The sequence below is a fragment of the Thiobacillus sp. genome (assembly GCF_024708915.1).
The window spans coordinates 73,752-88,988 of sequence record NZ_JANJXQ010000003.1 but is presented as its reverse complement, the minus strand read 5'-3'; the positions used below and the strand labels follow the sequence as shown (position 1 = coordinate 88,988).

At 64.7% G+C, this 15,237-nt stretch carries 14 protein-coding genes; 12 read left to right on the top strand and 2 right to left on the bottom strand.

Translation table 11 applies throughout. The features are described from left to right. The 4 genes from Q0L94_RS00545 to Q0L94_RS00530 all read left to right on the top strand — a co-directional run. Positions 1–709 (top strand): FAD-dependent oxidoreductase (locus Q0L94_RS00545; protein WP_296749069.1); only part of this gene is annotated, 709 nt, incomplete at its 5' end. Positions 710–886: 177 nt separating this feature from the next. Next, positions 887–1,150, top strand: coding sequence for a type II toxin-antitoxin system prevent-host-death family antitoxin (locus Q0L94_RS00540; RefSeq protein WP_296749067.1), 264 nt, complete (start codon positions 887–889; stop codon positions 1,148–1,150). A gap of 7 nt (positions 1,151–1,157) precedes the next feature. Then, positions 1,158–1,595: a type II toxin-antitoxin system VapC family toxin gene (locus Q0L94_RS00535; RefSeq protein ID WP_296749065.1), complete on the top strand. Its 438-nt coding sequence runs from the start codon at positions 1,158–1,160 to the stop codon at positions 1,593–1,595. A 73-nt stretch (positions 1,596–1,668) separates the two neighbouring features. Then, positions 1,669–1,965, top strand: a complete 297-nt coding sequence (locus tag Q0L94_RS00530) for a hypothetical protein (RefSeq protein ID WP_296749063.1) — start codon at positions 1,669–1,671, stop codon at positions 1,963–1,965. A gap of 75 nt (positions 1,966–2,040) precedes the next feature. Here the strand turns inward: Q0L94_RS00530 and Q0L94_RS00525 are convergent, their stop codons facing one another. Beyond that, positions 2,041–2,418: a hypothetical protein gene (locus tag Q0L94_RS00525; protein WP_296749061.1), complete on the bottom strand. Its 378-nt coding sequence runs from the start codon at positions 2,416–2,418 to the stop codon at positions 2,041–2,043. Between the two features lie 475 nt (positions 2,419–2,893). Here Q0L94_RS00525 and Q0L94_RS00520 point away from each other — a divergent pair, with 475 nt between their 5' ends. From Q0L94_RS00520 to Q0L94_RS00510, 3 genes are read left to right on the top strand one after another with little or no spacing between them, the layout of a single operon-like run. Next, positions 2,894–3,814, top strand: coding sequence for an AAA family ATPase (locus tag Q0L94_RS00520; protein ID WP_296749060.1), 921 nt, complete (start codon positions 2,894–2,896; stop codon positions 3,812–3,814). 1 nt (position 3,815) lies between these two features. Then, complete coding sequence (locus tag Q0L94_RS00515; RefSeq protein ID WP_296749058.1) at positions 3,816–4,802, top strand: DUF58 domain-containing protein; 987 nt, start codon at positions 3,816–3,818, stop codon at positions 4,800–4,802. Continuing rightward, a complete protein-coding gene (locus Q0L94_RS00510; protein ID WP_296749056.1) occupies positions 4,799–6,721 on the top strand; it encodes a DUF3488 and transglutaminase-like domain-containing protein in 1,923 nt (640 codons plus the stop codon). Before Q0L94_RS00515 ends, Q0L94_RS00510 begins: the two co-directional genes overlap by 4 nt. Before the next feature lie 64 nt (positions 6,722–6,785). On the opposite strand, the gene Q0L94_RS00505 is transcribed toward Q0L94_RS00510, so the two are convergent. After that, positions 6,786–7,259, bottom strand: a complete 474-nt coding sequence (locus Q0L94_RS00505; RefSeq protein WP_296749054.1) for a MarR family winged helix-turn-helix transcriptional regulator — start codon at positions 7,257–7,259, stop codon at positions 6,786–6,788. Positions 7,260–7,350: 91 nt separating this feature from the next. On the opposite strand from Q0L94_RS00505, the gene Q0L94_RS00500 reads away from it, so the two are divergent. The 5 genes from Q0L94_RS00500 to Q0L94_RS00480 are packed head-to-tail and all read left to right on the top strand — an operon-like array spanning position 7,351 to position 15,186. Then, positions 7,351–8,361, top strand: a complete 1,011-nt coding sequence (locus Q0L94_RS00500) for a PfkB family carbohydrate kinase (protein ID WP_296749053.1) — start codon at positions 7,351–7,353, stop codon at positions 8,359–8,361. After that, positions 8,358–10,544, top strand: coding sequence for an HAD-IIB family hydrolase (locus Q0L94_RS00495; RefSeq protein WP_296749051.1), 2,187 nt, complete (start codon positions 8,358–8,360; stop codon positions 10,542–10,544). The genes Q0L94_RS00500 and Q0L94_RS00495 overlap by 4 nt, the downstream gene beginning before the upstream one ends. Then, positions 10,541–12,919 carry a sucrose synthase gene (locus tag Q0L94_RS00490; protein WP_296749049.1) on the top strand — a complete coding sequence of 793 codons (2,379 nt, stop codon included), beginning with the start codon at positions 10,541–10,543 and terminating at the stop codon, positions 12,917–12,919. Before Q0L94_RS00495 ends, Q0L94_RS00490 begins: the two co-directional genes overlap by 4 nt. A gap of 9 nt (positions 12,920–12,928) precedes the next feature. Continuing rightward, positions 12,929–13,822, top strand: coding sequence for a mechanosensitive ion channel domain-containing protein (locus Q0L94_RS00485; RefSeq protein WP_296749047.1), 894 nt, complete (start codon positions 12,929–12,931; stop codon positions 13,820–13,822). Positions 13,823–13,836: 14 nt separating this feature from the next. Beyond that, complete coding sequence (locus Q0L94_RS00480) at positions 13,837–15,186, top strand: lysine 2,3-aminomutase (RefSeq protein WP_296749045.1); 1,350 nt, start codon at positions 13,837–13,839, stop codon at positions 15,184–15,186. Positions 15,187–15,237 lie beyond the last annotated feature (51 nt).

The following is a 15,237-nucleotide window of genomic DNA, read 5'->3' as shown; positions in this document are numbered from 1 at the left end:
CACCGGCGCCGACATCAAGGAAGCGAGCGGCAAGCCCGGCGCGATGAAGCTGCGTTACGCCAACGGGGAGGGCGTCGAGTCAGTGTTCGACTGCGACATCGTGCTGATGGCCACCGGCAAGCGTCCCGACACCAGCAAGCTGAATCTGGACAAGGTCGGCGTCGAACTCGATGGCGCGGCGATCAAGGTCAACGCGCGCTGCCAGACCAGCGTGCCGCACATCTTCGCGGTGGGCGACGTCATCGGCGGCTACATGCTCGCCCACACCGCCGCGACGCAGGGCCGCGTCGCCGCGTCCAACCTGCTCGGCCACGGCGGCGAATACGACCAGGACCGCGACTGCGCCGTCACCTTCTCGCGCCCACAGGCCGGCTTCGTCGGTCTCTCCGTGGCGCAAGCCAAGGCCAAGGGCATCGACGCGGTCGAAGCCAAGATGCCGATGAGCATCGACGCCAAGGCGATGATCACCGGCGAGACCGAGGGCATGATCAAGCTCGTCGCCGACAAGGCCACCGGCCGCATCATCGGCGTGCACTTCCTTGCCGACCATACCGACACCCTGATCGGCACCGGCGTGATGATGGTGGCGGGCGAGATGACGCTGACCCAGGTCGCGAAGGCGATCTTCCCCCACCCCACGCAGACCGAGCTGTTCGGCGAGCTGGCGCGGCGGTTGTTGAACCGCCTTCGCCGCACGGCGAAGAAATAAGGGTTGGCGGCGGACGGCGAAGAAGTAAACGTTCGAAGCACCCAAGACACGGGCCGCGATTGCGGCCCTTGTCGTTGGTGCACCTGCGATCCCCAATCAGCACTCGCTCAACCCGAATTGACCCATCCGTAATATGGGACTACATTTTTATCGAACACCATAACTTTGGGGCCACAAATGCAAGTATCCATCCGGGCACTGAAAGCCCATCTGTCACGCTACCTGGCTCAGGCTCGCCAAGGCACCGCGCTGGAAATCACTTCCCACCGCCGTGTCGTTGCCCGCGTCACTGGTATTCCCGAATCTGGCTCGCCGGCCCTGGGCGAATTGATCGCCCGAGGCGCCGCGCAATGGGACGGCCACAAGCCGCAGGGTGCGCACATCGCCCTTTCGCAGGGCGGCACGCCCGTATCCAGGCTTGTGTTGGACGATCGCGGGTAGCGCGGTAGTGATCCTGTTTCTCGACACCTCCGCGCTGGTCAAGCTCTACATCATCGAAGCCGACAGCCCAGCCGTCCACGCTTCCGTTGCCAAGGCCGAAACCGTCGCAGTGTGTCGCATTGCCTGGGCCGAGGCTTGTGCGGCATTAGCGCGCCGTGCCCGTGAAGTCGCCGCTGACGAACCCGCCATCATCGCCGCACGTCAGGCCCTGGCCCGTGATTGGCCGCACTTCTTCGTCGTCGAAGTTACTCAGGCCGTGGTCGAACGCGCAGGCGAGCTTGCCGAGACCTTCGCGCTACGCGGCTACGACAGCGTCCAGTTGGCCGCCGCCTGCGAGATTCTCACCGTCGCGCCCGGCGGCGTGGCGTTCAGCTGCTTCGATAACCGGCTCAATAAAGCCGCGAGGGTGTTGGGGTTAGACGTTGCCTGGCCAGCATCATGTTGAAGGGAACGCGAGTCCACTGAATCCATGCGAGCTGCAGGCCCCATTTCTTTTCATCCCATTTTTGTTTTTTGCAATGAAGTCGACGGCATTCGGCAATTTCTTCGCGCACCGCTGGCATGGCCAGGTTCCCTTGGCCGTCCTGCTCTGGCGCGACATGCTCGGCGTCGGCACCCTGATCAATATCGTCGCCACCGTCCTCGCCCTCGCCGTCATGGTCCAGGGCACCCATGCTGCGGTGGCCGTTGCGCTGCACTTCGCACCCCTGCCCTACAACGTTTTCCTGTTCGCCGCGGTATGGCGCTCGCCGCATCGCGATTTCCCCGCCAGCGCCATCGCCGCCGGGTGGCTCGCAGCCGTGACGCTTATTTGAATCGTCGCATACCGCGCCACGCGACGGCGGGACAGGATTCAATGGTGTCTGACCCTATTTTTTTGAACCCTCCTGCTATGCGCGCGGCTCCCCTTCGGCCCAGATCTTCCGGCCATTGATGAACATGGGCGTCAGGATCGGTAGCAACCAGAGCAGCATCCAACCATTAAATTGTTCGTCGCGTAAACCCCCGAATGCCCAGATCGCCCAAAGTATCGTCAACAAGAGGAGGAGGTACAGCCCCAGGTAAAGTCGCCAGTAGGGTGTGGTCGGATGGCGCCACGGTGCGAAGCGGCGTGTCGTCCAGATGGCCGCGACGAAAACCAGTAAGCCGGTGCATCCTGCAGCGATCCTTCCTTGGGCCAGAAATATCATTCCGACGATTGCAACCCACAGGAAACCGCCAATCCAGCCCCACGTCCAGCCAATCTTTTCGCCTTTGCGTTCTAACATGCTCTATTCCCATGTCGCCGAAACGTCATGCTACGCTCTCTCGATCTGCCGACTCGCTGCCGAAGCCCGAACGACTGCGCCCCCAAGTTCGATGCGTGCCGCGAATCGCCGCTTCCATTTCCCTCGCAGGCCAACTTGAGGCGGATGCCTCCCTCACCGCGCACGCAAAGCGGTCTCTCACGCACGATACAGCCTCAACGTCGGCAACGTGCGCTGCACGGGCCAATCAACTGCACCGACACGAAGGTCGAACATGACACGCTGATCGTCACATCGTCGCATTTCCGCTTCATCTTGCGGACGGATTGCCCTGTTCCCCCGAAAATCCAGTCAATTGGCGGTGATCGTTCGCCGCCCCCTTCAGGGAACGCATGCGCCCTTACACATCTAATTCCATGGTGCTGCACACCTAATGCCTGCGCCACCACGTGCCGTAAACACACCCATCACCCCTTCGTCACCCGCAGGCCCTGCCATGATCCACCCCCGCATCCAGCCCGCTATCGACCAGGTCTCGCAGGTCATCCTCGGCAAGGACCGGCAGATCCGCCTGGCGCTGGCCTGCCTGCTGGCGCGCGGGCATCTGCTGATCGAGGATCTGCCCGGCGTGGGCAAGACGACGCTGGCGCATGTACTCGCGAAGACGCTTGGGCTGGATTTCCAGCGCATCCAGTTCACCAGCGACCTGTTGCCGGCGGACATTCTCGGGGTGTCGGTGTACGACCGCGACAGCGCGAGCTTCAAGTTCCATCCCGGCCCGGTGTTCACGCGCATGATTCTCGCTGACGAGATCAACCGCGCGACGCCGAAGACGCAGAGCGCGCTGCTGGAGGCGATGGAGGAGCACCAGGTGACGGTGGAGGGCGAGACGCGCGCGCTGCCGGAGCCCTTCTTCGTGATCGCGACGCAGAACCCGGCCTACCAGGTGGGCACGTTTCCGCTGCCGGAATCGCAGCTCGACCGCTTCCTGATGCGCATCGAGCTGGGCTATCCGGACACGCGGGCGGAGCGCGCGCTGCTGCAGGGCAAGGACCGGCGCGAGCTGGTGGCCGAGCTGACACCCGCGCTCTCGCTGGCGGAGCTGGACGCGCTGCAGCGCGCGGCGAGTGCGGTGTTCGCGTCCGACGCGCTGCTCGACTACATCCAGGCGCTGCTCGCGTACACGCGCCACTCGCCGCGCTACCTCAACGGCCTCTCCCCACGCGCGGCGCTGGCGCTGCTGCACGCGGCGCAGGCGTGGGCGCTGATCGAAGGGCGCGATGCGGTGCTGCCGGAAGACGTGCAGGCGGTGCTGCCGGCGGTGGCGGGGCATCGCCTGCACGGCAGCGGCGAATCCAGCGGCGACAGTGGCGCCGCGCTGGTGGCGCACCTGCTCGCGGCGGTGCCCATTCCCTGAGATGGCCAAGCTGGCGCAGCGCGTGGCGGCGGGGCTCGCGAACCGGCCGTCGCGCGCCACCGCATTCCTGCGGCAGGTGCTGCGGCCGGCGCCGGACGCCGCACCGGTCACGCTCACCCAGCGCCGCATCTACGTGCTGCCGACCCGCCCCGGGCTCATCTTCGCCGTGATGCTGGGGGTGATGCTGCTCGGCTCGATCAACTACGCCAACAGCATGGGTTTCGTGCTCACCTTTTTGCTCGGCAGCCTGGCGGTGGTGTCGATCCTTCACACCTGGCGCAATCTGGCGAAACTCACGGTACGCGCCGGTCGCAGCACGCCGGTGTTCGCCGGGCAGGACGCGCGCTTCGAGGTCTGCCTCGACAACGCCGGCACGCTGTCCCGCTATGCCATCGGCCTCAAGGCGGGTGATGCGGCGGGAGACGTCGTCGACTTCGCGCCGCACGCGTCGGCCTGCCTCGGCTTTGCACTCCCCGCCACCACGCGCGGCCTGCTGCAGGCGCCGAGCTTCACGCTCTTCACCACGTTTCCGCTCGGCCTCTTTCGCGCCTGGACGCACCTGGACCTGGACATGCGCTGCCTGGTATATCCGCACCCGGCGCCGGAGGCGCTGCCGCTGCCGGTGACGCGCGCCGAGGCCGGGTCGGGGCGCAGCCACGGCGAAGGGCACGAGGATTTCACCGGCCTGCGCACCTGGCACGCCGGCGAGTCGCTGCGCCAGGTGGCGTGGAAGGCGGTCGCGCGCGAACAGGGCATGCTCACCAAGCAGTTCGCCGGCGAAGCGCAGCAGGACGTGTGGCTGGACTGGGATGCGCTCGCCGGGCTCGACGCCGAGGCGCGCCTGTCGCGCCTGACGCGCTGGGTGCTCGACGCCGACGCCGCCGGGCAGCGCTACGGCCTGCGCCTGCCCGACCGCACGCTCGCGCCCGGCGCGGGTGAAGACCACCGCCGCCAGTGCCTGGAAGCGCTGGCGATGTTCGGCCGATGAACAAGCTCTACTGGCTGCTCGCCTCGCTCGCGCTGGCGATCGCACCACACCTCGGCCACCTGCCACTATGGGTGGGGCCGCTGTGCGTGGCGATCGGGCTTTGGCGCGTCGCCGTCGAACGCGGCAGAACGAAACTACCGAACAAGGTGTCGCTGTTCGCGCTCACCGCCATCGTCACCGGGGGCATTGTCGGACACTATCACACCCTGCTCGGGCGCGATGCCGGTGTCACGCTGCTGGTCGCCATGATCGCGCTGAAACTCCTGGAGATGAAGTCACCGCGCGACACGATGATAGTGCTCTTCCTGAGTTACTTCCTCGTCATCACGGGCTTTCTCTATTCGCAGTCGATTCCGATCGCGCTCTACCTGTTGCTGGTCGTGTGGCTGACCACCACCACCATGATTGCCTACAATGATGTCAATCATGGGCTCGCATTGCGCCCGCGCTTCCGTCTCGCCGGAAGCTTGCTCGCCCAGGCGATTCCCGTGATGCTGCTGCTCTTCGTGTTTTTCCCGCGGGTGGCGCCCTTGTGGGGCCTGCCCAAGGACGCCTACGCCGGCGTGACCGGGCTGTCGGACAGCATGTCGCCGGGCAGCATCAGCCAGTTGATCCGCTCCGAGGCAATCGCGTTCAGGGTTCAGTTCAACGGCCAGCCACCGGACCCGGGTGCACGATACTGGCGCGGTCCGGTGCTGTGGGACTACGACGGTCGAACCTGGTCGACGCGCACGCCGATGAGTGACGCACCGCCGCAGCTCGTGCTGCTGGGTGAGCCGCTGCACTACACGCTCACACTGGAACCGCATAACGAGCACTGGCTGTTCGCACTTGAACTGCCTGCCTCGCTGCCGCCATCAAGTCGCGCCAGCCATGACATGCAGATTCTCTCGCAATCGCGCGTGCAGCACCGGATGCGTTACCTCCTTACATCCCACCCCAGCTACCGGCTCGGCGTCGACGCTGGCGAGGGCGAGCGTCGACGCGCCCTTTACCTGCCTGCCGGAAGCAACCCGCGCGCACATGCACTGGCTGATCGCTGGCGCCACACACACGCCCGCCCACGTGCCATCGTCGATGCAGCGCTCGCGCATTTCCGCAATGAACGTTTCTACTACACGCTCGACCCGCCACGCCTGGGAGAACATGCGGTTGACGATTTCCTGTTCGGCACGCTGCGTGGCTTCTGCGAACACTACGCCGGTGCCTTCGTTTTCCTGATGCGCGCCGCCGGTGTGCCGGCCCGCGTGGTGACAGGCTACCAGGGCGGCGAGATGAACCCACTCGGCGATTACCTCATCGTGCGTCAATCGGACGCCCATGCCTGGGCTGAAGTATGGCTGGAGCAGGAAGGATGGGTACGCGTCGATCCCACCGCTGCCGTTTCGCCGGACCGGATCGAGCAGGGAATTGCCGCCGCCCTGCCCGAGGCCGAGTTGCCACTCGCCATGGCGCAACTCGATGCCGCCTGGCTGCAGCGCGCACGGATGGCATGGGACCTCGTCAACAACAACTGGAACCAGTGGATACTGGGCTATGGACACGAACGGCAGCGCAGCTTTCTGTCACGCTTCCATCACTCACTAGCCTCATGGCGAGGCATGACGGTCGCCCTGATTCTGGGGACATCCACACTGCTTATGGGGCTCGCCCTGTGGATGCTGTGGCACGCACCGCGGCGCGGGGCCGACCCGGTGCAGGAGGCTTACGGTGTGTTCTGCAGGCGGCTGGCGCGTCATGGCATCGTACGCGCACCGCAAGAGGGGCCGGCTGATTTCGCCAAGCGCGCGGCTTGCCTGCGGCCTGACCTCGCGCCACGGATCGACCACATCACGCACCTCTATATCGGATTGCGCTATGGTGCCGATTCGATGACGACGACCGCACTGAGCCAGGCAGTGCGGCGCTTCAGGCCCTGAGGCGATGCACTCCCGCGCAGCGCCAAACCCGTTTGCCCCCTTGAAAAACACGGCGAGGAGCTGATCATCGCACCAAATTGGACAAGGGCTCTTTCGCGGCTCGCTGATCCAGAAGGTGCATCTGCTGGACGAGTCGCGCCAACTCCTCATCGAGCCGCATCAGTGAATCCTCGGGCAGCTTCTCCAATGCGTCCACGATGAGTCCGGTCAGCGGCTGCGGTGCACGCGCAACCATGTCCTGCCCCTTGGCCGTCACCCGCAGGCGCACGACGCGTCGGTCGTCCTCGACGCGCTGGCGCTCCACCAACCCGGCCCGGGCCAGCTTGTCGAGCAGGTTGCTGGCCGTCGAGACGTGTATGGACAACGCCTGCCCCAGTTGCGACACCGTGATATCCGGCCTGTCCGCTATGGTCGCAAGCATCCAGACCTGTGTGCCGCCGATGCCACAGGCCGCCTCCAACGCGCGTGAATGCTGACGCACCGCGCCAATGATGAGACGGAATTTCTGCAGGGTTTCGAGAACGAGCGGCGAGGTCATAAGAAGGATTCGACGAGTGGGGAAACCGGGGTCAAGAGACGGGCAATCCTAACGGCGGCCGCCTCAAAATGGATTATGTTATTATGTAATAATGTTTTATGACAAACTACCTGGCGCAAACTCCCCCGCGTCGGCAGGACAAACCGCCGAGGGGAACCTGGCCACCTGCATTTTGCTGTTCGGAGAAGTGCTGGTGGACTGCTTTCCCGACCGGGAGGTCGCGGGCGGCGCGCCCCTCAATGTTGCGCATCATTTGGCGCGACTCGGGCAGGGTGTGGGCGTCTTGCCCGTGCTGGTCACCCGCATCGGCAAGGACGAGCCGGGCCAACGCCTGCTGGAATCGATCCAGGCCGCGGGTCTGCCAGTCGACGGCGTGCAACAGGACTGCCTGCACCCTACCGGCACGGCTCGCATTGCCCTGGACGCTTCCGCCGGCCACCGTTTCGAGATCGCCCCTGACCAGGCCTGGGATTTCATTCATGCCGACATGGCCCGGCTGGTCGGCCTGATGAGCCGGCCGCAATGGATCTATTTCGGCACACTGGCGCAGCGCGCCGCGTCGCGACCGGCCCTGCGATCGCTGTTGCAAACCACCCGGGCAAAGGGCTTCCTCGACGTCAACCTGCGCGATCCGTGGGTGCGCAAAGACGTGCTGCGCTGGTCGCTGGGCAAGACGGAAATTGTCAAGATGAACGAGGCGGAACTGCATCGCGTCGCCCATATGGTGGGCCTGGGCAGCGGCGCACCGCGCGAACTCGCCCGGCGCCTGAGCCACGCTTACGACATCCGCAACGTTTTGGTGACCCAGGGCGAGCAAGGCGCCTGGCTGCAAACTGCCGATGGCGCCTGTTTCCAGACCCACCCGGCACAGCCGGTTGCGGATGTCGCTAGCGAAGCCGTCGACAGCGTGGGGGCCGGCGACGCCTTTGCCGCCGTCTTCCTTCTCGGACAGACCCAGGGCTGGCCACCGCAACTGACGCTGGATCGCGCCCATCAGTTTGCCGGCCAGATCTGCCGCGTGCGCGGCGCCATCCCGGACAGTACGGACTTCTACCGGCCCTTCATCAAGGCATGGGATCTCGCGATGGAGCGCGTTACATGAATCCCTCGTATATCCTGATGTTGAACGTGCATGGCCTGATCCGCAGCCATGACCTGGAACTTGGCCGCGACGCCGACACCGGCGGCCAGAGTCTGTATGTGGTGGAACTGGCGCGTGCGCTGGGGCGCAATCCGGCCGTTGACCGTGTCGATCTGCTCACCCGCCTCGTCGACGACCCGCAGGTTTCGCCGGATTACGCACGCAGCCTCGAGCCATTGGATGCCGCCAACCCGAACAAGGCCCGCATCGTTCGCCTGCCGTTCGGACCCCAGCGTTATCTTCGCAAGGAGTCCTTGTGGAACCACCTCGACCAGATGGTCGACCGCACAGTGAATTACCTTCGCCAGCAAGGCCGTCTGCCGGACGTGATCCACAGCCATTACGCCGACGCCGGCTATGTCGGCACGCAGCTGTCGCAACTGCTTGGCATTCCGCTCGTCCACACCGGCCATTCCCTTGGCCGCTGCAAGCGCCAGCGTCTGCTCGCACACGGCCGCAAAGCCCAGGCATTGGAACGACAGTTCAATTTCAACCGGCGCATCGCGGCGGAAGAGGAAGTGCTCGCACATGCCCGCCTGGTCATCACCAGCACGCCTCAGGAAAGCACGGAACAATATGGCCTCTACGAGAACCATCAACCCAGCCGAGCCGTGGTGATTCCGCCCGGTACCGACACCTCGCGCTTTGCCCCACCAGGCAAGGCACCCGTCGCCCCCCGCGTCACGGCGATGATCGACCGTTTTTTCGAGGCGCCACGCAAGCCGCTGATCCTGGCCATCTGCCGCCCCGAGGTACGCAAGAACCTGCGGCGCCTGGTCACTGCCTTTGGCGAGTCGCCGCGCCTGCGCGAGCTGGCCAATCTGGCCATTGTCGCCGGCCAGCGCGAGGACATCCGCTCCCTGGACGAAGATCAGGCGAAGGTGCTGACCGAACTGCTGCTGGAAGTGGACCGCCACGACCTGTGGGGCAGCGTCGCCCTCCCCAAGCAGCACCTGCCCGAAGACATTCCGCAGTTGTACCGGTTGGCGGCCCAGCGTCGCGGTGTATTCGCCAACCCCGCGCTGACCGAACCCTTCGGCCTGACCCTGATCGAAGCGGCAGCGAGCGGGCTGCCGATCGTCGCGACCGCCGATGGCGGTCCGCGGGACATCGTCGCCAACTGCGACAACGGACTTCTGGTCGATCCGCTCGATACGGCAGCCATCGCGGGTGCGCTGGAGGCCGTGCTTTCCAACCCGCGCGACTGGGCACGCCGAGCCCGTCGCGGAATCACCGGCGTCGCCCGCAATTACACCTGGGACGCGCACGTCGGAAAGCATCTCAAAGCGGTTGCGCGCATGCTGCGGCGCCAGCGCAAACAGGTCAGGCGCGACCTTGTTGCCATCCTCCACCCCGGCCCGAATCCCCTGCCGTTTGTCGAGCGCATGCTGATCAGCGATATCGACAACACCCTGATCGGCGACAAGGCCGGCCTGGCGCAACTTCTCGAGAACCTGCGCGAACGCGGGCGCGAACTCGGTTTCGGCATTGCGACCGGGCGTACGATCGAGAGCACGTTGGCGATTCTGAAGCAGTGGCGCGTGCCCGTGCCTGACGTGCTGATCACCGCCGTGGGCAGCGAAATTCATTATGGGCGCGGCCTCAGCCGTGACGCGGGCTGGAGCAACCATATCCGCCATCTCTGGCGGCGCGATGCCGTGGCGCGGGTACTGGAGGAGATCCCGGGTCTGACCCTGCAGCCCGCAATGAACCAGCGCGAATTCAAGCTCTCCTACAACGTCGATCCGCAGGCCATGCCGCCGTTGCGCAGCCTGCATGCCACCTTGCGCGGACATGGTCTCCATGCCAAGCTCATCTATTCGCACGAGGCCTACCTGGACGTGCTGCCGGTACGCGCCTCCAAGGGCCATGCGGTGCGATACCTCGCCTACAAGTGGGGGCTGCCGCTGCGTGCCTTTTTGGTCGCAGGCGATTCCGGCAACGACGAGGAAATGCTGCTCGGCGATACCCTCGGCGTGGTGGTCGCCAACCACAGTCCGGAACTGGCAAGCCTGCGTGGGCACGAACAGATCTATTTTGCGCAGGCTTCGCACGCCGCCGGCATCCTTGAAGGCATGGCGCATTACAGATTCCTGGCCGTGCCACGCGCACGTTCCGAACCCGTCCTTCTGGAGCAGGCATGATCGAGGAACTCCACGGCTGGGCGCACGCGCATCGTGACGCCCTGCAGGCTTTCCTGCGGCGCTGTTTCGCGGAAAACCGGCCGCTGATGCTGCAGACCGATCTATGCAGCATCTTCGAGGAGCTGCGCGCCGCAACACCCGATGAACTTGCCGGGTCGCCGCTGGAAGACAGCGTGATGCTGTTGCAGGAAGCCGTGCTGCAGCCGCCCTGGGCCTATTTCGCCCTGCGCGAGGGTGCGGGCGCCTGGCATTATCTGCGCGCGCACCTGGAAAACGCGTCACCCGAAGCGATCCCCGTCACGGAATTCCTGCGCTTCAAGGAACTGCTGGTGCAACCCGATGCGGGCGCCGAGCCGGTACTCGAAGTGGATTTCGCACCGTTCAACCGCGAGTTTCCCCGCCTCAAGGAGACGCGATCGATCGGCCAGGGCGTGCTGTTCCTCAACCGCCAGCTCTCCAGCGCCATGTTCCAGAAGCCTGCGGAATGGCATGCGAAGCTGCTCAACTTCCTGCGTCTGCACGCAATGGAGGGGCAACAGCTGATGTTGTTCGAGCACATCCACGATGTCGCCACGCTGCGTTCGGCGCTGCGCCAGGCTCAGGCGATGGTGGAAAAGGAGGCGTCGGAAACTCCCTGGGCCGCGCTCGCAGGGCCCCTCGGCCGTCTCGGCTTCGCCCCCGGCTGGGGCGATACGGCGGCGCGCGTCGCCGATTCCATGAGCCTGCTCACCGATATCCTGGAAGCACCCGCACCCGAAGCCCTGGAGGCGTTCCTGGCGCGCATCCCGATGATCTCGCGTCTGCTGATCCTGTCGCCGCACGGCTGGTTCGCGCAGGATAACGTGCTGGGGCGCCCGGACACCGGCGGCCAGGTCGTCTACATCCTGGACCAGGTGCGTGCGCTGGAATACGAGATGCGCGCACGCCTCGCGGTGCAGGGCGTCGACGTCGAGCCTCACATCCTGGTCGTCACGCGGCTGATTCCCGAGGCCGAAGGCACGACCTGCAACCAGCCGCTGGAGAAAATCCATGGCTGCGACCGCGCCGCGATCCTGCGTGTGCCTTTCCGTCAGGCCCAGGGCGAGATAGTGCGGCACTGGATTTCCCGCTTCGAGCTATGGCCCTATCTGGAAGCCTTCGCGCGCGACGTCGAGCGCGAGGCCCTGGCGCAGTTCGGTGGCCGCCCCGACCTCATCATCGGCAATTATTCGGACGGCAATCTGGTCGCCTCGCTGCTCGCGCAGCGACTGGGTGTCACCCAGTGCAACATCGCACACGCGCTGGAGCAGACCAAGTACCTGCACTCCGCCCTGTACTGGCAGGAAAACGAACCGACCTATCACTTCGCCTGCCAGTACACCGCCGACCTGATCGCCATGAACAGCGCGGATTTCATCATCACCAGCACCTATCAGGAAATCGCCGGCACGAAAAAGACCATCGGGCAATACGAAAGCTACCGCGCCTTCACGCTGCCCGGGCTCTACCGCGTGGTGCAGGGCGTCGAACCGTTCGATCCCAAGTTCAATATCGTTTCGCCGGGCGCCGACGAGCGCATCTACTTCTCTTATCTCGACGAAAGCCGCCGCCTGCGTTCGCTGCAGCCCGAAATCGAGCGCCTGCTGTTCGGCGCCGAACCGGGTGTACCCTGGCGCGGCCGCCTTGTCGATCCGGACAAGCCAGTCATCTTCACTATGGCGCGGCTGGACCGCATCAAGAACCTGGCAGGCCTGACTGACTGGTTCGGCGCCTGCGCGCGGCTGCGCGAGCGCGCCAATCTGCTGGTGATCGGCGGCCATGTCGATCCTGCGGAATCCAGCGACAACGAAGAGCAGGCGCAGATCCAGCGCCTGCACGAACTGATGGATCAGCACGGCCTCGATGGCCAGATGCGCTGGCTGGGGGCGCGCCTGGACAAGGCGATGGCGGGCGAAATCTACCGGACCGTTGCCGACCTCCACGGTGTCTTCGTGCAGCCGGCACTGTTCGAGGCGTTCGGTTTGACCCTGATCGAGGCGATGGCCACCGGCCTGCCGGTCTTCGCCACCCGCCACGGCGGCCCGCTGGAAATCATCCAGCACGGCGTTTCCGGATTCCACATCGACCCCAATGAAGGCTCAGCCGCCGCCGATGCCATCGCCGATTTCCTCGAACACTGCGCCGCCGACCCGGACACCTGGCAACGCCTGTCACGCGGCGCCATGGCACGGGTCGATGCACGTTACACCTGGCGACTCTATGCGGAACGGATGATGACCCTTTCGCGCATTTACGGCTTCTGGAAGTTCGTCAGCAACCTGGAACGCGAGGAAACCGCGCGCTATCTCCAGATGTTCTACCACCTGCAAATGCGCCCCCTCGCTGATGCAGTCTGAAGGACGCAAATGGACTTTCTTTCCACGATCCCCGGAGAACTTGGCGACTGGACAGGGCTGGCGAAATCGCTGACCCGCGTCGGCATCATCCTCGTCATCGCCTGGATCATGCTGTCGCTGTCGCGCAAGCTGATCCCCGCCCTGCGCAAGCAGCTGCAGAAGCGCACCGACGACCCTGTCCAGCTGAAGCGCCTGGAAACGCTGGGGCGTGTCTTCCGCTACACCGCCGCCGTGATCATCACCTTGATCGCCGGCATGCTGGTACTCTCCGAACTCGGCATCTCCATCGCCCCCATCCTCGCATCCGCCGGCATCGTCGGCCTCGCGATCGGCTTCGGCGCACAAAGCCTGGTCAAGGATTATTTCACCGGCTTCTTCCTGCTGCTGGAGAACCAGATCCACCACGGCGACGTCGTGGAAGTGGCCGACAAGGGCGGCCAGGTCGAGGAAATCACGCTGCGCTACATCCGCCTGCGCGACTACGAAGGCAACGTGCATTTCATCCCCAACAGCGCCATCACCACGGTCACCAACCGCAGTCGCGACTTCTCCTACGCTGTCGTCGACATCGGCATCGCCTACCGTGAGGATGCCGAGTCGGTATTCGAGGTCATGCGTGAAGTGGCCGCCGGCATGCGCGCCGACGCCATTCTTGGTCCGCTGATCCTGGAAGACCTGGAAATTGCCGGCGTAGACGCCTGGGCCGACTCGGCGGTGATCATCCGCTCGCGCTTCAAGGTGCAGCCGCTGCAGCAATGGACGGTGCGGCGCGCTTTCCTGCTGCACCTCAAGAAGGCATTCGACCGTCTCGACATCGAAATCCCCTTCCCGCACGTCACCCTTTACCCCGGCCAGGCCAAGGATGGCAGCGCACCGCCTCTTCATCTGGTCAACCAAAGCTGAAACGGAAACACCCGATGCAGGAACCCCACAAATACAAGGCCTATTCCCTCAGCAATTTCCGCAGCCTCCCGCAGATGGCAGCGTTGCCGGAGGAGATCAAGTTCGACATCGAAGTCGTCGGCCGTGTTCTCCCCTTCAAGGCCAACAACTTCGTCGTCGACCAGCTCATCGACTGGGAGCGCGCGCCCGACGACCCGATGTTCGTCCTGACTTTTCCCCAGCGCGACATGCTGCTGCCGCATCACTACGAGGAAATGGCGGCGTTGCTGAAGAGGGGCGCCGACAGCGAAGAGATCAAGGCGGCCGCCACCCGCATCCGGCTGCAGCTCAATCCGCATCCGGCCGGACAGACGAGCCACAATATTCCCACCCTCGAAGGCGAATACCTCGACGGCATGCAGCACAAGTATCGGGAAACGGTGCTTTTCTTCCCGAGCCAGGGCCAGACCTGCCACGCGTATTGCAGCTTCTGCTTTCGCTGGCCCCAGTTCGTCGGGCAGACGGAGCTCAAATTCGCCAGCCGCGAGGTGGATCGCCTGATCGCCTATCTGGAGGCCAATCCGCAGGTCACCGACGTACTGTTCACCGGCGGCGATCCCCTGATCATGTCGACACGCCACCTGGCGCAATACATCGACCCCTTGCTCGATGCCAAGCTGCCCAACCTGCGCCACATCCGTATCGGCACCAAGGCGCTCAGCTACTGGCCCTACCGGTTCCTCCGCGACGACGACGCCGACGATATGCTCGCGCTCTTCCGCAGGGTCGGTGAGCGGGGCAGGCATCTGGCATTCATGGCGCACTTCAACCACCCCCGCGAACTGGCCCCGCAAGCCGTGCGCGAGGCGATCGCTCGCATCCGCGAGACCGGTGCGGTGATCCGCACCCAGTCGCCCCTGCTGCGCCATATCAATGATGATCCGACGCTATGGGCCGACATGTGGAACCGGCAGGTCGATCTTGGCTGTATTCCCTATTACATGTTCGTCGCCCGCAACACCGGCGCCCAGCACTATTTCGGCGTTCCCCTGGTACGCGCCTGGGAAATCTTCCGCGAGGCCTACCAGCGCGTGAGCGGCCTGTGCCGGACGGTGCGCGGCCCCAGCATGTCAGCCAACCCCGGCAAGGTGCAAATATTGGGCACCAGCGAGGCCATGGGCGAAAAGGTGCTGCAACTGCGTTTCATCCAGGGTCGCAACCCGGATTGGGTCCACCGCCCGTTTTTCGCGAAGTACGACGAGCGGGCGACGTGGCTGAACGAGCTCAAGCCGGCCTTCGGTGAAAAACAGTTCTTTTACGAGAACGAACTCGAACAGTTCTATCGGGAAAACATCGAGGCCGTGCACGACGAAGATTATGAATAAAGTCTCGCCTGCTGCCGCCACGAGACCGCGGCCTTGCGGTACACAGTCGTC